At 57.9% G+C, this 18,980-nt stretch carries 13 protein-coding genes; 5 read left to right on the forward strand and 8 right to left on the reverse strand.

Going from position 1 to position 18,980, the window contains the following annotated elements; genetic code table 11:
• Nucleotides 1–10: 10 nt before the first annotated feature.
• The 3 genes from LG327_RS01315 to LG327_RS01325 form a co-directional block, all read right to left on the reverse strand.
• A complete protein-coding gene (locus LG327_RS01315) occupies nucleotides 11–1,024 on the reverse strand; it encodes an arginine N-succinyltransferase (RefSeq protein ID WP_404364984.1) in 1,014 nt (337 codons plus the stop codon).
• Nucleotides 1,025–1,063: 39 nt separating this feature from the next.
• Nucleotides 1,064–2,287, reverse strand: a complete 1,224-nt coding sequence (locus tag LG327_RS01320) for an aspartate aminotransferase family protein (RefSeq protein WP_404364986.1) — start codon at nucleotides 2,285–2,287, stop codon at nucleotides 1,064–1,066.
• Nucleotides 2,288–2,390: 103 nt separating this feature from the next.
• On the reverse strand, nucleotides 2,391–3,842 hold the full coding sequence (locus LG327_RS01325; protein WP_404364988.1) for an exonuclease domain-containing protein: 1,452 nt from the start codon (nucleotides 3,840–3,842) through the stop codon (nucleotides 2,391–2,393).
• 198 nt (nucleotides 3,843–4,040) lie between these two features.
• On the opposite strand from LG327_RS01325, the gene LG327_RS01330 reads away from it, so the two are divergent.
• The gene (locus LG327_RS01330; RefSeq protein WP_404364990.1) at nucleotides 4,041–5,348 is read left to right on the forward strand and encodes a DcaP family trimeric outer membrane transporter; all 1,308 of its coding nucleotides are present in this window, start codon (nucleotides 4,041–4,043) and stop codon (nucleotides 5,346–5,348) included.
• Between the two features lie 447 nt (nucleotides 5,349–5,795).
• Here the strand turns inward: LG327_RS01330 and LG327_RS01335 are convergent, their stop codons facing one another.
• Nucleotides 5,796–7,028, reverse strand: coding sequence for an NADH:flavin oxidoreductase/NADH oxidase family protein (locus tag LG327_RS01335; RefSeq protein ID WP_404364992.1), 1,233 nt, complete (start codon nucleotides 7,026–7,028; stop codon nucleotides 5,796–5,798).
• 109 nt (nucleotides 7,029–7,137) lie between these two features.
• Between LG327_RS01335 and LG327_RS01340 the strand changes: the two genes are divergently transcribed.
• The gene (locus LG327_RS01340) at nucleotides 7,138–7,431 is read left to right on the forward strand and encodes an ArsR/SmtB family transcription factor (RefSeq protein ID WP_404364994.1); all 294 of its coding nucleotides are present in this window, start codon (nucleotides 7,138–7,140) and stop codon (nucleotides 7,429–7,431) included.
• A 97-nt stretch (nucleotides 7,432–7,528) separates the two neighbouring features.
• Here the strand turns inward: LG327_RS01340 and aceF are convergent, their stop codons facing one another.
• From aceF to LG327_RS01355, 3 genes are read right to left on the reverse strand one after another with little or no spacing between them, the layout of a single operon-like run.
• The gene (gene aceF, locus LG327_RS01345; RefSeq protein ID WP_404364995.1) at nucleotides 7,529–9,226 is read right to left on the reverse strand and encodes a dihydrolipoyllysine-residue acetyltransferase; all 1,698 of its coding nucleotides are present in this window, start codon (nucleotides 9,224–9,226) and stop codon (nucleotides 7,529–7,531) included.
• A gap of 10 nt (nucleotides 9,227–9,236) precedes the next feature.
• A complete protein-coding gene (aceE, locus tag LG327_RS01350; protein ID WP_404364997.1) occupies nucleotides 9,237–11,900 on the reverse strand; it encodes a pyruvate dehydrogenase (acetyl-transferring), homodimeric type in 2,664 nt (887 codons plus the stop codon).
• Nucleotides 11,901–11,911: 11 nt separating this feature from the next.
• Entirely contained in the window at nucleotides 11,912–12,106 is a 195-nt protein-coding gene (locus LG327_RS01355) for a hypothetical protein (RefSeq protein WP_404364999.1), read from the reverse strand.
• 459 nt (nucleotides 12,107–12,565) lie between these two features.
• Here LG327_RS01355 and LG327_RS01360 point away from each other — a divergent pair, with 459 nt between their 5' ends.
• Both LG327_RS01360 and LG327_RS01365 read left to right on the forward strand, forming a co-directional pair.
• Complete coding sequence (locus LG327_RS01360; RefSeq protein WP_404365001.1) at nucleotides 12,566–13,930, forward strand: KamA family radical SAM protein; 1,365 nt, start codon at nucleotides 12,566–12,568, stop codon at nucleotides 13,928–13,930.
• 241 nt (nucleotides 13,931–14,171) lie between these two features.
• Nucleotides 14,172–15,368, forward strand: a complete 1,197-nt coding sequence (locus tag LG327_RS01365; RefSeq protein ID WP_404365003.1) for a S1C family serine protease — start codon at nucleotides 14,172–14,174, stop codon at nucleotides 15,366–15,368.
• A 68-nt stretch (nucleotides 15,369–15,436) separates the two neighbouring features.
• On the opposite strand, the gene trxA is transcribed toward LG327_RS01365, so the two are convergent.
• Complete coding sequence (gene trxA / locus LG327_RS01370) at nucleotides 15,437–16,300, reverse strand: thioredoxin (protein ID WP_404365005.1); 864 nt, start codon at nucleotides 16,298–16,300, stop codon at nucleotides 15,437–15,439.
• A gap of 205 nt (nucleotides 16,301–16,505) precedes the next feature.
• Between trxA and lon the strand changes: the two genes are divergently transcribed.
• Nucleotides 16,506–18,974: an endopeptidase La gene (gene lon / locus LG327_RS01375; RefSeq protein ID WP_404365007.1), complete on the forward strand. Its 2,469-nt coding sequence runs from the start codon at nucleotides 16,506–16,508 to the stop codon at nucleotides 18,972–18,974.
• Nucleotides 18,975–18,980 lie beyond the last annotated feature (6 nt).

The following is an 18,980-nucleotide window of genomic DNA, read 5'->3' on the forward strand; positions in this document are numbered from 1 at the left end:
GCCTGACTGCTCATAGCGGTGCCACCAGTATTTCATCCCCGGACTGGATACCCAATAACACTTCTGTCGATACCGGAACCACAGCGGTGCCATCCAGATGCTCATGAAGTGGTGAGCGAGCGCAGCGGAAAGCCGGGCCGGTTCCAGCGCCCACCAGATAGCCGGGGCCGTGTTCCTCCTCGCTCGGCCGGCATTTCATTCGGAGGCAGGTCACTATGCTTTTAAGGGCATCGGTCCGGGCCTGGAGCACAGGTCCACCATCGAATATGTCGATGTGGTGGCCGCGCCGAAAGCCTTCCTGTTCCAGAACCGTCACCGTCTTTCCGGCACGGTCGCAGGAAACGCCAAGGGCAGCCTGGGCTGCGTCGGTCAAAAGGGTCACATAGATCGGGTTGGGCGGCATGAGCTCCGCAATGAAGGTCTTGCTGAGGACGCCGGAATAGTCATCCGCGGTGTCGAAATCCATATTGAAAAAATGCCGCCCCAGGCTGTCCCAGAAAGGCACGGCCCCAGTGTCCGTCCGCACGCCCTGGATCTCCACCACCATATTATCGGCGAACCTGTCCCGGTGCTGGGCGATAAAAAGCAGGCGGGCGCGGGATAGCAGTTCGAAAGCGTCAGTGTCCCGAAGCAATGACTCGATCATGAAGGAGCAGAGCAGTGTGCTGTCTGTCAGGCCATGGGAAGGATAAAGAACGCCCACCCGGCGCGACACGCCCAGTTCGTGTGAGGCGTGAATCAGGGCATCCTGACGGTAATTGTAGAAGGGCTGGCCGTTGCCGGCACGGGCATCAATGCCTGCGGTCCCGCAGACGCGACCAGAACGCGAATCTTCCAGCACGAACAGGAACCGCTCGTTGTTCCGGACACCCGCATCTCCTGCAAAGGAGCGCCGGGAATGTTCAAGCTTCTCGGCCAGCTTCTCTTCATCCCTGGGCAGGGTGGACACACGGGACCCCTCCACGGATGCAAGTTTCTGGATATCCGGCAGGTCATCGGGTATTCCCGGACGTACAACCCACATGCGTTCCACTCCTTTAACGGAAAGGCGTCAACCGGCGAGCTATCCTGCTGCCTGGCTGCACAGCTTTTTGACCGCCCTGTCGAACCGGAGCAAAGCTTCGTCCACGTCTGACTCGGGGATGATCAGTGACGGCGCCAGGCGGATGACATTCGGGCCGGCAATCAGCACCATGACACCTTCCTCAATGCCGGCATTGAGGAGCTCTTTGGCTCTGCCCTGCCACGATTCGGTCAGCACGGCGCCGAGTAGCAGCCCGAAGCCTCTGACTTCACTGAAGACGCCATAACGCTGACCTATGTCCATCATGCCGGCACGCAGCCTGTCGGAGCGGGCCTTCACGCCCTTGAGAATTTCCGGCTGGCTGACCGTGTCGAGAACCTTCTGGGCGACGGCACAGCCCAGGGGGTTACCCCCATAGGTGCTGCCATGGGTGCCAACACCCAGACTTGCCGCAACCTCTGCCGTGGTCAGCATGGCACCTATGGGAAAACCGCCACCCAGGGATTTGGCCGTGGACAGTATGTCCGGAACCACGCCGTACATCTCATAGGCATACAGGTGGCCAGTTCTGCCAACACCACTCTGAACCTCGTCAAAAACCAGAAGGGCATCGTGTTTATCACACAGATCCCTCAGGCCCTGAAGGAACTCCGGAGTCGCGGGGACGATGCCGCCCTCGCCCTGGATGGGTTCCACCACTATGGCGCAGGTTCTTTCCGAGATCAGCGCCTCCACCGACGCCAGATCATTGAAATTGGCGTGACCGATACCCCGCGGTGCCGGTTCGAATCCTTCCAGGTACTTGGGTTGGCCTCCCACACTCACGGTAAACAGCGTGCGGCCATGAAAACTGTTGCGGAAGGAAATGATTTCATTCTTTTCCGGGCCGAACTTCTCCCAGGCATACCGACGGGCGAGCTTGAATGCCGCCTCGTTGGCTTCGCCGCCGGAATTGGCAAAGAACACACGCTCGGCAAAGGTGAGATCGCAGAGGGTTTTTGCCAGTTTCAGGGCAGGCTCGTTGGTCAGCACGTTGGAGAGATGCCACAGCTTGTTGGCCTGATCCACCAGCGCGCCAACCAGCCCCGGATGGACGTGCCCCAGAACAGTAACCGCGATACCGCCAGCAAGATCGACGAACTCACGACCTTCCTGATCCCAGACCCGCGAGCCTTCACCCCGCACGGGAATCATGTTTCCCGGCGCATAGTTTGGCACCATGACCTCATCAAAAAGCGAGCGATCCACCTGCTGTCTGTTCATTCATTCCTCTCAGAAAAACGCTATCAGCTTCCTTCAGTCTAGTCACCGATAGTCCAATTGGGTATGTGGGATGTACTGACCGGCAGCAACTTCTTCTCAGCCGTCATGGCATGAGGACTTCCGGGTTCCCGAGCATCGGTAGCTCAATGATTTCCCTGCTCTGACCATCCTGCCCCATCAGGGCCCTGACCACCAGTTTATAGGAGTCGTGGTCAAAGGTGACAGGCAGGCCAGCCAGCGACAGATCGGCCAGGGACTGCTCATCCGCAACCGTGGCCACATGCATCCAGTTGTAAAATACCAGAATTTCACTTCTGCCACTGATGGCATCCCGTTCCACCACGCCAACCGGCCCCTGCCAGGGCCAGGTTTTCAGGCGAAGAGCGTGAAAAGCGATCTGGGCCCGGAGGTTGTACCTGGTGACATCCTCCCCGCCCTCACAGGCTCCCCGGCAGCGATTCAGGCTACGCTGGAAGCAGGGGCCGGGACGGGCCGGTTCAAGACCCAGCAGCCGGTTGCAGAGATCATTCTTCGCAGCTATGCCAACCAGCGCCTTCTCTGCCTCTTTTTTGCTCCGGAAAAGACCATAATAGCCCCCCAGCCGGTGGGTCTCTATTTCCCGGGCAAGGGCGGCCTGCAGGTAGCCCTGATCACTGGCCACAAGCTCAATACTTACCAGGGTTTTTGCCGCCCGGGAGCGCCGGTTGAACAGGGGCTTCAGCTTCTTTATCTGCTTGAGTTCCAGCAGCAACGCCCCCAACTCTCCGGCTGTTTCGGTCCACTCCACCCGGCGCAGGCTTTCGGACAGGCGTATGCCGCGGCTTGTGTTGTGATCTCCGGAGAAATGCGATGCAACCCGTTGCTGTATGCTGGTGCTTTTACCCACATAAAGCAGTACATCGTTTTCGCCGTAGAAGCGGTAAACACCCGGGCTTCGAGGAAGGTCGTTCAGGACATCAACCGGAAGATGGGAGGGCACGCTGGGGCGCTTCATCAGTTCGCGAAGCGCCTGGCCAAAGCGTTCTGAGCCCTTGTCCCCGAGCGCCCGCTGAAAGAAAGCAAACATGGCGGCCACGTCGCCCATGGCCCGGTGCCGCTGCACCTGATCCAGGCCAAAGCGCTCGATAAGGGCATCCATGTTGTGGCGCCGGAACTCCGGATACAGATGGCGGGAAAGCTTTACCGTGCAGAGAACCGGCGCCGAGAAAGCCTGGCCGAGCCTGCGAAACTCGGCCTTGACGAAGCCATAATCGAACCGGGCGTTGTGGGCGACAAATACCACGTCTTTCAGCTTCTCCCGGAGCTCATCCGCTATCGTTGCAAAGGTGGGAGCTGTGGCCACCATGTCATTGCTTATGCCGGTCAGGCGCTCAATGAAAGGCGAAATACGGGTTTCAGGATTCAGCAGGGTCTGCCATTCCCCGATTACCTCGCCGGCACGCCAGAGGCGGATGCCGATTTCGGTAATCCGGTCATGGCCGGCGCCCCCACCAGTGGTCTCGAGATCGAGAAAGGCAAAGGTGGCGGTATCAAGAAAGTCGGATTTTTGTGGCATTTTTCGGCGAAACCGCTAATAACTTTCAGATGGAGGGAGAAGGAGGAGCAAAAAGAGAAGAGACTCCCACCTGAAACGATACACGACTTAAGGCGCTTAGACGTTAGTGTAAATCCTTATAAAATAACTTGCCCAGTCATATGTTTGTAACTACTCTTCGTGGGCTGCAACACAAAAATAATTCGTGGAGACAAATTGATGCACCTGAAAAAACTTAAAACCATAAGAACTGGCACAGCACGAGGGGTGGCACTGGGTGTCGGCGGGCTGCTGCTCGCGGCGGGCCAGCCAGCATTTGCTCAGTCGCCAACCGTTCAGAACCTGCAGACCCAGATCCAGAAGATGCAGGTCCAGATCGACGAGCTTGAGCGCGATGTGGTCGTGCCGGACGCTCCAGGAAGCTTCAAGCTGCCCGGCACCGACACGTCGATGAAGATCGGGGGCTATGTGAAGGGCGACTTTATCTATGACCTGGACCAGGACATCGGTAATGCTTTCGACGCTACGGTTATAGACCCAAATCGGGATGACGACGATACCAATTTCCGGGCACATGCCCTGCAGTCGAGGATTTTCTTTTCAACCAGCACACCAACTGATGCCGGGACTGTCAAAACTCACATCGAGGGGGATTTCTTTACCGGCGAGGGCAACGAGTTCTTCTCCAATTCCAGAGGTTTCAGGATCCGTCATGCCTGGGGCTCCATGGGTGGCTGGCTTGCTGGCCAGACCTGGTCAAACTTCATGCAGTTCACTGCTTACCCCTCGACGGTTGATTTCAATGGCCCCGTGGGCGTGACCTTCGTCCGTCAGGGCCAGTTGCGCTATACCATGCCGGTCGAAAACGGCGCCTTGTCGTTCTCCATTGAGAACCCCGAGGGCTTGACACTGCAAAATGCGCAAGCGATCGAAGGTATAGTCCAGCAGGATCCAACCGCGAATGTCAGCGGAAGCCTGAACGACAAGGCGCCCGACGTGACTGCAAAATTCAAGGGCTCATTTGGAGCACTTGGTGTTGAAGCAGCGGTTCTGGGACGCTATCTGGAAACTGATTCCGCTGTTGCCACCGGAGATGACAGTGAATTCGGCTACGGTGTAATGCTGGCCGGCAGTTTTCAGCTAACCCCCGCCACCCGCCTCATGGCAAGTGCCGTGTACGGTGATGGTGTTGGTCGTTACATCTTCGTAAACGTCGGTGAAGCCGTCATTGATGGCGACGGTGACCTGGACCCAATTGAAGCGCTTGGCTTTAACGTTGCGGTCGCTCAGCAGTGGACCCCCATGTTCTCCAGCAGCCTTTCCTATGGCCGCGTGGAGCGTGATCTTGAAAAGGGAATGTTCGCGAACAACCTGAGAGAGCAACAGACCGTTCACTTCAGCAATTTCGTCAAAGTAGCAGACCCTGTAACACTGGGCCTGGAAGCTATTTACGGAGATATCGAACTGGAGAATGGTAATAACGGGGATGCAGCTCGCTTGCAGGCTTCCGCGCAGTACAGCTTCTAAGATTGTAAGAAGTTCAGAGCCAGGGCGCCGCTCTCACGAGCGGCGCTTTTTTTTGTAATTCTCTCCTTATTCCCCCCTCTGATGAATAGTCCTGCGAGTCACATCCAATTCTTTCCGGCTTTGAAGTCAGCCTAAATCTTTGTTACTAATAGGATAACGGTTTATGGCAAGCCGATGCTGAAGCAAAGCAGGGATTAAATTTTGGCCCTGCGCGCAACCAGAGAAGGAGGCGTCATGAAAAAAGCCACAAATTCAAACGCCCTGTTCGAATTGACCAACAGGGAAGAAGAGAAACTCATTCAGGATCTGCATGAGTATTTCGACTGGGTGTTCCTGGCGAACTGATCCAGCTCCGGGCAGGCCGGACCCGGCCTGCCCGCTCCATTTCTTCCCCCCGCTTGCCTGATGCCCTTTATGCTCTCAGTCCGCTCGCTAGCATGCGGACAGTCAGGCTCTCAAACGGGTTCTTACGCCGCGCGTCGTCATTATTGCAAGAACCTCCAGCAGCGACCAGAAACCCCGGTCATGCTTGCGGGGTGCCTTGCCCCTGCCCATGCGGTCTAGCTGTCGGGTGTACCAGGCCACTTCCATCAGCGCCATATTGTCGATCGCCCTGACACCCGTGCTGATGGGCCGAACCAGGCTTGAGAAACTCTCCCCTGCCAGCACCCGGTTCGGCAGATCCGGTTCCACTGCCAGAGGGCGGGCAAGGCCCACAAGGTCAGTGGCACCGGATTCAACGGCTCCGGCCATGCCTTCGCTGGTGCGGAATCCGCCGGTCACCATCAGGGGGACAGACACCCTGGCCCGAACCTTCTCGGCGAACTCCAGAAAGTAGGCCTCCCGGGCCACGGTGCTTTCCTTTGCGCCCTTTGCCATGGCCGGGTTCTCATAGTTCCCCCCGGAAATCTCCACCAGGTCAATGCCCAGTTCCGCCAGGGTCTCGATGACCGCGAGGGACTCTTCTTCGGTGAAGCCCCCACGCTGGAAATCCGCCGAGTTGAGCTTGATGCCTACACTGAAGCCTTCTGATGTGGCCTCCCGGATCGCCCGGTAGACCTCAACCACAAACCGCATCCGGTTTTCCGGCGTGCTGCCCCAGTCATCCGTGCGCTGGTTGTGGTGAGGCGAGAGGAACTGGCTGACCAGATAGCCATGGGCGCCGTGAATCTGCACTCCCGTAAAGCCCGCTTTTTCAGCGATGGCAGCGGTGGTGGCAAAACGCCCGACGATGTCTTTGATTTCCGGAACCGTCAGCGCCCGGGGAGTGGCAAACATGCTCTGGAGCTCTTTCCGGAAAGGTACAGCGCTGGGGGAAACCGGGTCACGGTTCAGTATCTTCAGGCTCTGCTTGCCTGGATGGTTGAGCTGCATCCAGAGCTCATTGCCCTGACGCGTGCCCGCTCTGGCCCATTCCCGGAGCAGGTCCATGTCCCGCTCATCCTCCACCACCACGTTCTTTGGCTCGCCCAGGTGGCGGCCATCAATCATCACGTTGCCCGTGATGAGCAGGCCGGTACCACCATCCGACCAGGTGCCATAGAGTCTTGCCAGCTCGGGGGTGACATGGTTGTCGATGGTGCCCATGGTCTCGCTCATGGCCGACTTGGCAAAGCGGTTGGGAATGGTTTTGCCATTCCCGAGGGTGAAGGGCTGACCGAGGGTTTCGGAAATGGACATTGCTGACTCCTTGCATGGGCTCAGTTCGATAAACATCAAACTATTCCATGTTTCGATACTTGTCAAACTGTAATACACTGTCCTCCTATAGTCTCCACCGGAATACCCCATGACCCACGACCAGAACAACGAACGCCTGACCCGCGCATTCAAGGCCCTTTCCAATCCCAACCGGTTGCAGATTTACCAGGAAATTGTGCACAAGCAGATCAGCGAGGTAAGCAACAGTGGCTGCCGGGTGGTGGATTTCATCAATGCCATGAGGGTTGGAGCCCCCACCATTTCCCATCACCTGAAGGAGCTGGTCAATGCGGAACTGATACGCGTGGAGCGCAATGGCAAGTTTGTGATCTGCCACCTGAACGAATCCATGCGGGAGGAGCTGAAGGGATTTTTTGGCTGATGCCAGAAAGCAAAGCGAAAACAGAAGGTCTGGAGCCACCCCCCTTTAGCCGCCGGAAGCGGGCGGCTGAAGGGGGTGGCTCCAAGAGGGTGCGGACCTAAAGCAGAAGATGCCGGATGTCCCCCAGCAGGCTGCCCAGCAGCGTGGTAAACCTGGCTGCATCGGCACCATTCACGGCACGGTGGTCGTAGGACAGGGACAGCGGCAGCATCAGCCGGGGCTGGAATGCGGAACCGTCCCAGACCGGCTTCATGGCAGCCTTTGAGATCCCCAGTATGGCCACCTCAGGCGCATTGACGATGGGCGTAAATGCCGTGCCGCCAATCCCACCCAGGCTGGTAATGGAGAAGCAGGCGCCCTGCATCTCGTCCGGCTTGAGCTTCTTGTCCCTGGCTTTGGCAGCCAGTTGACCGGCCTCCTCCGCCAGTTCCCACAAGCCCTTCTGATCCACATTCCGGATCACCGGCACCATCAGTCCGGCCGGGGTATCCACGGCTATGCCGATGTGGATGTATTTTTTCCGGACCAGCTCTTTTCTGTCCATGTCCAGCGATACATTGAACTGGGGCAGGTCTTCCAGGGCCCGGGCACAGGCCTTGAGGATGAACGGCAATGGCGTCATTTTCACGCCCCGCTTTTCACCCTCGGCTTTCAGCCCCTTGCGGAAGGCCTCCAGTTCGGTAATGTCTGACTCGTCCTGCTGGGTTACATGGGGGACGTTGAGCCAGCTGCGCTGCATGTTGTTGGCGGTAGCCACCTGCATGCGGGACATGCTTTCCCGCTCAACTTCACCAAATTTGCTGAAGTCGGGCAGCTTGATGCCCGGGATGCCGCCGCCGGCACTGGCCACACCACCTTCCTGGACCTGACTCAGGCGCTGCTTGACGTAGGCCTGGAGGTCGTCCTTGATGATCCGGCTTTTTGGTCCGCTGCCCTTGATGCGGGTCAGATCTGCCCCAAGCTCACGGGCCAGCTTGCGCACCGCGGGCCCGGCGTGCACTTTGGTACCAGGTGAAGGAACTTCGGGCTCGGCCTTCGGCTTTTCGGGCGCCGCTCGACCCTCTTCAGGTTTCGCCTGTTCCTGCTCCCCGCCGGCTGGCGGTGTCTTCTCCTTGCCTTCCTCTTTCTTCTCCTCTTTCTTCTCCTCTTTCTCTTCCGGTTCGGCACCAGCAGCCTGGCCACTGCCGGCTACCGTAATTTCCAGAAGATCATCTCCAGTGGAGACCTTGTCACCCTCGGCGATCAGGATTTTGCCGATTTTTCCCGCAAAGGGGGACGGGATTTCCATGGTCGCCTTGTCTGATTCCACCGTGACCAGTGGGTCCTCCTCGGCAACCTCGTCCCCTTCTTTCACGTTGAGTTCGATCACCGGCACATTGTCCGAGCCACCAAGATCGGGCACTTTGACTGTTTCGTTTCGGGAGCCGCCGCCAGAACCGCCCTTCTCAGCCTTCGCAGCTGCAGGCTTTTCCCCGCTTTCTTCGGATGGGGCGGGTTCGCTCTTCTCTTCCTTTTCTTCTTGCTGGTCGGGTTCTTCAGCTCCAGTGCCACCGTCTTCGCCAACGTCCATCATGCCAACAACGTCGCCTTCCTTGACCTTGTCGCCCACCTTGACGGTGATTTTCGTGATCCTGCCTTTCGCAGGCGACGGCAGGTCCACAGAAGCCTTGTCGGACTCGACGGTGAGAATTGAATCCTCTTCCTCGACCGAATCCCCCTTGCTGACGGTGATTTCGATAACCTCGACTTCGTCTGCCCCGCCGAGATCCGGAACCTTGATTTCCTGTTCACTCATGGCGGACTCCTTAGCTCAGCACCGGGTTCGGTTTGTTGCGATCAATGCCGTATTTGCGCATTGCCTCCAGGACTGTGTCCTGCTTCACCTCACCGTCCCGTGCCAGAGCTGTCAGAGCCGCGACTACCACGTGATACCGGTCGACCTCGAAGAAGCTGCGCAGCTTCTCCCGGGTATCACTACGGCCGAAGCCGTCCGTGCCCAGGGTCACGAAGGTGCCGGGCATGTACGCCCTCACCTGCTCGGAATGCAGCTTGATGTAGTCCGTTGAGGACACGACAGGCCCCTTCTGCTTTTCCAGGCATTCGGTGATGTAGGCCTTGCGGGGCTTGTCGTCCGGATGGAAGCGATTCCAGCGGTCCACATGCTGGCCGTCACGGGCCAGTTCATTGAAGCTGGTAACACTCCAGACGTCACTGGCAATACCGAAATCCTCTTTCAGCAGCTCGGCACCGGCCCGCACCTCGTTGAGAATGGCGCCGGAACCCAGCAACTGGACTCGCGGGGCCTTCTTGCCACCCTTTGCCTCAATGGAATCCAGTTTGTACATGCCCTTGATGATGCCTTCCTCGACACCCTTGGGCATCGGCGGCTGCTCATAGTTCTCGTTCATGATGGTGACGTAGTAGAAGACATTCTCATTGCGCTCGTACATGCGCTTCATGCCTTCATGCACCACCACCGCCAGCTCATAGGCATAGGCCGGATCGTAGGAAATGCAGTTGGGGATGGTGTTGGCCAGTATATGGCTGTGACCATCTTGATGCTGCAGACCCTCGCCATTCAGGGTAGTGCGCCCGGAAGTGCCACCCACGAGGAAACCACGGGCCTGAATATCACCGGAAGCCCAGGCCAGATCCCCCACCCGCTGAAAGCCGAACATGGAGTAGAAGGTGTAGAAAGGAATCAGCGGGAAATCGTTCACACTGTAGGAGGTGGCAGCTGCCATCCACGCAGCCATGGACCCGTGTTCGTTGATGCCCTCCTCCAGGATCTGGCCCTTCTTGTCCTCCTTGTAATACATGATCTGGTCACGATCCTGGGGCGTGTATTTCTGGCCCTCAGAGGTGTAGATACCGAGCTGCCGGAACATGCCCTCCATGCCGAAGGTGCGCGCCTCGTCCGGCACGATCGGAACCACCCGCTTGCCCACTCGCTTGTCCTTTACCAGGGCCGTGAGCAGTCTCACAAATGACATGGTGGTGGAAATGGCGCGACCATCCGAACCGTCGATCAGTGTCTTGAATATATCCAGATCAGGGATCTGCAGGGGCTGGCTGTCTTTGCGGCGCTTGGGATAGAAACCGCCCAGATCCTGCCGGCGTTTTTTCATGTAGACAATTTCGGGACTGTCCGGAGCCGGACGGTAATAGGGTACGTCTTCCAGTTCGTCGTCCTTCAGCGGCACGGCGAATCGGTCCCGGAAGCTCTTCAGTGCTTCGATGTCCAGTTTCTTCAGGGAGTGAGCCGTGTTCTGGGCCTCGCCTGCCGCACCAAAGCCATAGCCCTTGATGGTGTGAGCAAGGATTACCGTCGGCCGGCCCTGGTTCTTGTGAACAGCCTGATGATAGGCGGCATAGACCTTGTACGGGTCATGACCACCCCGGTTCAGCCTCTGGATGTCTTCGTCAGAAAGGTCCTCCACCAGCTTGGCCAGCTCCGGGTATCGGCCGAAGAAATGCTTCCGGGTATAGGCCGGGCCGTTGCTTTTGAAGTTCTGCAACTCACCGTCGCAGACCTCGTCCATGGCCCGCTGCATGACGCCTTCGGTGTCTTTTTCAAAGAGGGTGTCCCACATGCGGCCCCAGACTACCTTCAGGACGTTCCAGCCGGCGCCACGGAAGACACCTTCCAGTTCGTCGATAATCTTGCCATTGCCCCGGACCGGCCCGTCGAGCCGCTGCAGGTTGCAATTGACCACGAAGATAAGGTTATCCAGCTTTTCGCGGCCGGCCATGGAGATTGAACCCAGGCTTTCCGGCTCATCGCACTCACCGTCCCCCAGGAAGCACCAGACCTTGCGATCACTCTTGTCGATAAGTTCGCGGCTGTGCAGATACTTCATGACGTGAGCCTGGTAGATCGCCTGCATCGGCCCCAGCCCCATGGACACGGTCGGGAATTGCCAGTAATCCGGCATCAGCCAGGGGTGGGGATAGGATGGCAGACCGCCGCCATCCACTTCCTCACGGTATTTGTCCAGTTGATCTTCCTCCAGGCGCCCCTCCAGGTAGGAACGGGCATAGATTCCCGGAGCGGAATGGCCCTGGAAATACACCATGTCGGCTTCGCGCTTGTCATCACCACCGTGAAAAAAGTAGTTGAACCCCACATCATAAAGAGTAGCGGCGGAGGAGAATGAGGAAATATGGCCACCCAGATCACCGGGCCGTTGATTGGCCCGCATCACCATTGCCATGGCATTCCAGCGGATCAGGGAGCGTATACGCCGCTCCATGAACAGATCACCGGGCATTCTGGCTTCGCGGACGACGGGTATGCTGTTACGGAAAGGCGTGGTGATAGAGTAAGGCAGTTCCGTGCCATCTCTGCTCGCCCGCTCTGACAGTCGCTCCAGAATGTACTTGGCGCGGCTTACGCCTTCCTGCTCAATCAGTGACTCTAGCGCGTCCAGCCATTCACTGGTTTCCGTGGGATCTTCATCTTGGTACATCAAACCCTCCCTCAAGCCTCAATAGCGCGTGGTTTGCCGATGGAAAAGACCGGCCACCCTGCAACGTGATACATGCCGGGATTCACGAGCAGGTTTTTGCTGGCACCTGCTACAGCATAGAACAGGATCCGTAATTTTCCCGCCTGCACTCTCTCCGGGGCCGCCATTCCTGCAGAAATTACGCAAAATTCTTCGCCCGACTTCATGACCCAGCCAATTGTGTCGTTTTTTTACTACATTTTTTGCCAGATCTCAGCTGCCAATGCCCCGAAAAAAAGGGCGACACCCAGCCGGAAGATTCTGGAAAAGACTGAAAACCGGCGCTTAGCGGCCTCTTTTTAGCGCCCAGCCACCTTTAATATGGTCTGAAATAATGCCCCTAATTGACTTAAGTCTCAACAGAACTACGACCAATGTAGGAGCTTTACTACATAACCTGTAAAGCCACCAGGTTCAGCTCAACCTTTCGGCACTAAATGTTTTTTGCGCCCTCTTCACCCAAAACGCCAGAAAAAAGAGATATCCGTCCGCCTGAATGTCCAATTTTAATTAGACCTGAAAACATCGGATCAATTCTGTATACTTTTCGACCCCATTTTTAAGCCGGCACGGGAGCGACCCGGGGTAACTCCGTGCCCGAAGCCGATGCAACCAGAGGACGATCCATGAACTCCATCGTCAGCTTTCCGGACCGGATTCCAGCTGTTGAATTTGAAGAGCGCCGCTTTCAGGTCTACACCGACCGCCAGCTCGATAAAATAGAGGTCATCCAGAACCTGCCTGAAGACACCCTGTTTGAGATGAAGGTGGTGGCCAGCGTCCTGCCCTTCCGGGTGAACGAGTACGTCATCAACGAACTGATCGACTGGAACAGGGTTCCCGACGATCCGATCTACCAGCTGGTATTTCCCCAGAAGGGCATGCTCAAAGAGGAACACTTTGAACGCATGGCCAGAATGCACCGGGAAGGGGCAGAAAAGAAGCTGATCCAGAGCGTGGCGAAGGAGATTCGCGATGAGCTGAACCCCCACCCCGCGGGTCAGATGGAGATGAACCTGCCCACTCTGAATGGAGAAGTTCTGGAAGGCGTCCAGCACAAATACCGTGAAACCGTTCTCTTCTTCCCCTCCCAGGGTCAGACCTGTCATTCGTACTGCACCTTCTGTTTCCGCTGGGCCCAGTTCGTTGGTGACAAGGATCTGAAAATGGCCAGCACCGATGCAGGCAGATTGCACGGCTACCTCGCGGAGCATCTGGAGATCTCCGACCTGCTGGTAACCGGCGGCGACCCCATGGTGATGAAGACAAAACATCTGGTGCAGTACCTGGAGCCCTTGCTGAAGCCGGAGTTTGATCACATCCAGACCATCCGTATTGGCACCAAGGCTCTCACTTTCTGGCCTTACCGTTTTGTGACGGACAAGGATTCCGAGGAGCTGCTGGACCTGTTCGCCCGCCTGGTGGATGCAGGCAAGCATCTGGCCATCATGGCCCACTACAATCACTGGCAGGAAATCACCACGGACATCGCTGAAGAAGCCATCCGCCGCATACGGGCCACCGGCGCGGAAATCCGGGCCCAGGGTCCGCTGATCAAACATGTGAATGACAGTGCCGAGGCCTGGGCCAGGCTCTGGAAGAAAGAAGTTCAGCTGGGCATCATTCCCTATTACATGTTTGTGGAACGGGACACGGGCGCCAAGAACTACTTCGAGGTACCCCTGGCCGAGGCCTTCAACATATACCGGGAGGCCATCAAGCAGGTATCGGGCCTCGCCCGCACGGCCCGCGGCCCCTCAATGAGCGCAGGGCCGGGCAAGGTGGAAATCCAGGGCATTGCCGAGATCAGGGGAGAGAAGGTATTCGTTCTCCGTTTCCTCCAGGGGCGGAACCCGGACTGGGTTCAGCGTCCGTTCTTTGCGAAATACAGCGAGACCGCCACCTGGCTCCATGAGCTGGAACCGGCTTTCGGGGAAGACAGATTCTTCTTCGAAGACGAGTATGACCAGATGCGAAAGGGCAATGGCTGAGAAAGAAAGAGGGGGCAGATCAGGCCTGATCTGCCCCCAGGCTGAGGCTGTCTGCCGTTGCTGAACCGTCCTGCCTGTGTTTTTATGAAGCCTGACATCCTGCCGTTCCGGACAAACCTTCCGGACAGGCACCGCCACTGGCGGCAGCAGGGGTGATCAGGCCGTACATCCCACACTGTCGCTGACCGTTTCGCCGGGCCCCTGCACTTCCCGGCCTTTTCCGCAGACGGGAGAACGACAGATGAACGATCGACAGATTCCCATTCCTCGGCTGACAGCCGCTTTTTCTCTCGCGGCTGCCCTCATGTTTTCTGCGGCAGCCCATACCCAGGCCGTCAGCAGCCAGCAGCCAGAGCGTCTGGCCTATGAAAAAAACACCATGGAGGTAGCCTCGGAAGTAAGCGCCAGCATCGTGGCGGTTCAGCTTTCCGGCGTTCAGGGCATGCCGGCCTCCGGTCAGGGGATGCCCGGTGGCAGTGGTTTCGTGGTGGATCAGGAGGGCCGCATAATCACCAACTTCCACGTGGTTGCCCGCGCCCTCAAGGACATGGAGAGCGAAAACCTGGAGCTGGCATCCGGCGCCTCCATTTCCATCGCCTACCCGGGCGATCCCGAAACAAAGCATCCGGCCAGAATTCTTGGTGCCAACCCGGACATTGACATGGCCATGCTCGAGCTTGAGGAGCCGGCCCGCGCGCCCTCCGTTTCGCCGGTGAGGCTGGGCGACTCGGACCAGGTCCGTGTTGGCCAGAAGGCCATAGTGATTGGCAACCCTTTCGGCCTGCATTCCAGCGTAACCACCGGCATAGTTTCTGCCGTGGAACGGGAACGTCCCGGCCTGGTCGGCATTGAAATCCCCTATATCCAGACAGATGCAGCCATCAACCCGGGCAACTCCGGCGGACCGGTCCTCAACTCCGCGGGCGAGGTAATAGGCATCAGCAACGCGGTACTCAGTCCCGTCGGGACTTTTGCCGGCATCGGCCTTGCAGTACCTGTCAATCTGCTGAAGGAAAGCTTCGAGGACATGCGCGCCGGCGGCCTGAGCGGCCTTACGGCCGCCGCTCTGGAACTGCCGGACCGCCCGCGGCTTGGCCTTCAGATCGGACTCACCGTCGGCAATTATCCACCCCCTCTGAGACAGGAGCTCCAGCTTCCCGAACGAGGCGTGGTGGTTACCGGCGTGGCGGAAGGCGGCCCCGCAGACCAGGCCGGCATCCGCGGCCCCCAGAAGGTGGTCACCATAGGGCCTTATTCATTCCCGGTAGGCATGGACGTGATCATCGGCATCGAGGGCCGCGAGGTTGCACAAGCCATTGACGTACAGCGGGTAGTGCTCAAGCGCGGGGAAGGAGATGAAGTGACGCTGACCCTGTGGCGCGACGGGAGCGAGCGCAAGGTGGATGTTGAGCTTGAGGTGGTTAAAACCGGAGGTTAATGTCGCCCGGGTTTCCGGCACACAGATGGCCGGAAACCCGGTATGAAAAATCCTGCAGTAACCCCGGTTCAGTGCATCAGGGTATACAGCTTCCGCCGATAGGTACGGACATCGGGATTGGCATTACCCAGCTTGTCGAACAGCTCCACCAGAGTGGTTTTGGCAATGCCTTCCCTGTAGTCCGGAGCCGCCTGCATAAGGCGAATCAGCAGGTCCATGGCCTCGGCATTGTTTTCCTCCAGCACATGACGCAAGGCGAGCTGGTGCAGGGCTTCCGGATCCCTGGGGCTGGCCTCCAGGGTCTTTTCCAGCTCGGCCACGGATGGCAACTCGCCGGCCTGCTTCATGAACTTGATCCGGGCCGCCAGCTGTTTCGCCTGATGCTGCATTTTCTCCTCCGGCGGAAGGCTGGCAAGCACGTTCTCGGCAGTTTCCAGATCACCCAGTTCCGCCTTGAGCTGGGCCAGATCAATCAGAACCTTCAGATCGTTGGGGTCTTTCTGGTTAAGCTCTGAAAGAATGGCAAGGGCCCCTTCCACATCACCCTCCTCCCACAGCTTGTGCGCTGTCTCATAGGGGTCTTCTGCCGGAGCCTCCACATGCTTGTCCAGCACCTTGCGGATTTCGCTTTCCGGCAGGGCGCCGTTGAAGCCGTCAACCGCCTGGCCATTCTTGACCAGAATGATCGTGGGCAGGCTCTTGACGCCAAGGCTTCCCGTGAGTTCCTGCTGCTGGTCGGCGTTGACTTTGGCTACCAGAAAGCCGCCCTGGTATTCATTGGCCAGCTTTTCCAGGATGGGCATCAGCTGTTTACAGGGGGCACACCAGTCGGCCCACACATCCACCAGTACCGGTGTCTGCATGGAAGCCTGCATCACCTTTTCCTGAAAGTTCTCGATGGTGGCGTCAAAAATATAGGGTGAGCTGCTCATGATGATTATCCGAAAGGTCTGGTATGTGGAAATTGGGTTACCCCACCTAAGTAGAGGCATCGCGCCCAATTTCAAGCCCACACGGTGTATCGGCACGGATGCAGGCCCGGCAACAGAATGCAAACCGGCGACTTGAAATGCGCCCGGGCGGCGTCACATAAACAGGCATCACCCAACCGAAAACGACAGGGGAAGCTACAACGGTATGAATGACGATCACCGCGATGACTCCGTAGAAGACAATGTCGTTGAAGAAGACAGCCTCGACGATGTGACTGAATATATTGGCAGGGATGAAAGCAGTCACAGTCTCTCGCTGGCAAAGCAGTCCATGCCACACCGGATGTACGTATTGCCGGTTTCCAACCGGCCATTTTTCCCTGCCCAGGTGCAGCCAGTAGTGGTCAATCAGAAGCCATGGCAGGAAACACTCAAAAGAGTGAGCGAAACGGACCACCACATTCTCGGACTCTGCTTTCTGGATAACCCTGATCAAGAGGAAGCTGTGCCGGACACCGGCGAGCTGGAAGTCATGGGTTGCGCCGTCCGGGTTCATCAGGCCCAGGCCGAGAGCGGCAAAGTGCAGTTCATCGCACAGGGCATCCAGCGCTTCCGCATTGTCCAGTGGCTCCGCCGCCGCCCGCCTTTCCTGGTGGAGGTTGAGTATCCGGATGAGCCGGAGGAACCGAAAGAAGAGCTGAAGGCCTATACCCTGGCCATTATCAGTGCCATCAAGGACCTGCTGCGCTCCAACCCGCTCTATGGCGAGGAAGTAAAGCAGTACCTCTCCCGCTTCGGGCCGGAAGACAGCTCCCCCCTGGCGGATTTTGGTGCTTCCATGACCAGCGCGAAGGGCCACGAACTCCAGGACGTGCTCAATACGGTCCCTCTGCTGCGACGCATGGAAAAGGTGCTCCTGCTGATGCGCAAGGAGCAGGAAGTGGCGCGCCTGCAGGCGGAAATCAATGAAGAAGTGAACGACAAGGTCCAGAAACACCAGCGGGAGTTCTTCCTTCGCGAACAGTTGAAGGTAATCCAGCGTGAGCTGGGAATGGCCAAAGATGACAAGACCGCCGATGCGGAACGCTTCCAGGCCCGCATGGATGAACTTGACCCACCAGAGCACGTAAAGACCCGCTTCCAGGATGAGCTCCAGAAGCTGCAGGTACTGGAGCAGGGCTCACCGGAATATGGGGTGACCCGCAACTATCTGGACTGGATAACCCAGGTCCCCTGGGGAAAGATGTCAGAAGATCATTTTGACCTTCTGGAGGCCCGGCGGGTACTGGACCGGGATCACGACCGGCTGGAAGACGTGAAGGATCGCATTGTCGAGTTCCTTGCCGAAGGCTCCTTCAAGGGTGAGGTTTCCGGCTCCATTCTTTTGCTGGTTGGACCTCCGGGGGTGGGCAAGACTTCCATCGGCCACTCGGTAGCGGATGCTTTAGGCCGCAAATTCTACCGCTTCAGCGTCGGTGGCATGCGGGATGAGGCCGAAATCAAGGGGCACCGCCGGACTTACATCGGCGCCATGCCTGGCAAGTTTGTCCAGGCGCTCAAGGAGTGCGGCGTATCCAACCCCGTGATCATGCTGGATGAAATCGACAAGATTGGCGCTTCCTACCAGGGTGATCCCGCCTCGGCCCTGCTGGAGACTCTGGATCCCGAGCAGAACAGGGAGTTTCTGGATCACTATCTGGATACGCGTCTTGATCTGTCCAAGGTTCTGTTCATCTGCACGGCCAACCAGCTGGACACCATTCCCCGCCCCCTGCTGGACAGGATGGATTCCATCCGGCTGTCCGGCTACATAGCCGAAGAAAAGCTGGAAATCGCCAGGCATCACCTGCTGCCCAGGCTGCTAAAGCGCGCCGGCGTAAAGAAAAAGCAGTTCAATATCACTGATGCCGCCATCCGGCAGGTAATTGAGGGCTATGCCCGCGAAGCAGGTGTCCGGAATCTTGAGAAACAGCTTCACAAGATCATCCGCAAGGCCATCGTCAAACTGCTTGAAACCCCGGATAACCAGGTCCGGGTGGGCGTTGGTGACCTTGTGGGCTACCTGGGGCAGCCACCTTTCCGGAAAGAGAAAGCCATGAAAGGCGAAGGGGTAGTGACCGGTCTGGCCTGGACCGCCATGGGCGGGGCCACCCTGAGCATCGAGGCTTCGAGGATCCACAGCAGTCAGCGGGGCTTCAAGCTCACCGGCCAGCTCGGGGATGTGATGAAGGAGTCGGCGGAAATCGCCCACAGCTACATCTCCTCGAATCTCAAGCGCTACAAGGCGGACACTGCGTTCTTTGACAAGTCATTCGTTCACCTTCACGTGCCGGAAGGCGCAACTCCAAAAGACGGCCCCAGCGCGGGTGTCACCATGGCAACCGCTCTTCTGTCCATTGCGCGGAAGGAGGCACCAAAGCAGTCAATGGCAATGACCGGGGAACTGACTCTGACCGGCCAGGTGTTACCTGTCGGCGGCATTCGCGAGAAGGTGATAGCTGCCAGGCGGCAGAAAATCAGCACCATTATCCTGCCGGATGCCAACAGGGGGGACTTCGAGGAACTGCCGGAGTATCTCAGGGAAGGTCTCGAGGTGCACTTCGCCAAACGCTACAGCGATGTGTACCAGAAGGTTTTCAGCGACAAGCCGCCTTCCAGCAACAGCGTTCACTGACCGGGT

This window comes from Marinobacter sp., from assembly GCF_044799475.1.
Lineage (GTDB): Bacteria > Pseudomonadota > Gammaproteobacteria > Pseudomonadales > Oleiphilaceae > Marinobacter.

What these genes read in the sequence shown, in the direction of transcription:
- LG327_RS01315 (WP_404364984.1), bottom strand. Translation starts at nt 1,024, where the DNA reads ATGTGGGTTGTACGTCCGGGAATACCCGATGACCTGCCGGATATCCAG.
- LG327_RS01320 (WP_404364986.1), bottom strand. Translation starts at nt 2,287, where the DNA reads ATGAACAGACAGCAGGTGGATCGCTCGCTTTTTGATGAGGTCATGGTG.
- LG327_RS01325 (WP_404364988.1), bottom strand. Translation starts at nt 3,842, where the DNA reads ATGCCACAAAAATCCGACTTTCTTGATACCGCCACCTTTGCCTTTCTC.
- LG327_RS01330 (WP_404364990.1), top strand. Translation starts at nt 4,041, where the DNA reads ATGCACCTGAAAAAACTTAAAACCATAAGAACTGGCACAGCACGAGGG.
- LG327_RS01335 (WP_404364992.1), bottom strand. Translation starts at nt 7,028, where the DNA reads ATGTCCATTTCCGAAACCCTCGGTCAGCCCTTCACCCTCGGGAATGGC.
- LG327_RS01340 (WP_404364994.1), top strand. Translation starts at nt 7,138, where the DNA reads ATGACCCACGACCAGAACAACGAACGCCTGACCCGCGCATTCAAGGCC.
- aceF (WP_404364995.1), bottom strand. Translation starts at nt 9,226, where the DNA reads ATGAGTGAACAGGAAATCAAGGTTCCGGATCTCGGCGGGGCAGACGAA.
- aceE (WP_404364997.1), bottom strand. Translation starts at nt 11,900, where the DNA reads ATGTACCAAGATGAAGATCCCACGGAAACCAGTGAATGGCTGGACGCG.
- LG327_RS01355 (WP_404364999.1), bottom strand. Translation starts at nt 12,106, where the DNA reads ATGAAGTCGGGCGAAGAATTTTGCGTAATTTCTGCAGGAATGGCGGCC.
- LG327_RS01360 (WP_404365001.1), top strand. Translation starts at nt 12,566, where the DNA reads ATGAACTCCATCGTCAGCTTTCCGGACCGGATTCCAGCTGTTGAATTT.
- LG327_RS01365 (WP_404365003.1), top strand. Translation starts at nt 14,172, where the DNA reads ATGAACGATCGACAGATTCCCATTCCTCGGCTGACAGCCGCTTTTTCT.
- trxA (WP_404365005.1), bottom strand. Translation starts at nt 16,300, where the DNA reads ATGAGCAGCTCACCCTATATTTTTGACGCCACCATCGAGAACTTTCAG.
- lon (WP_404365007.1), top strand. Translation starts at nt 16,506, where the DNA reads ATGAATGACGATCACCGCGATGACTCCGTAGAAGACAATGTCGTTGAA.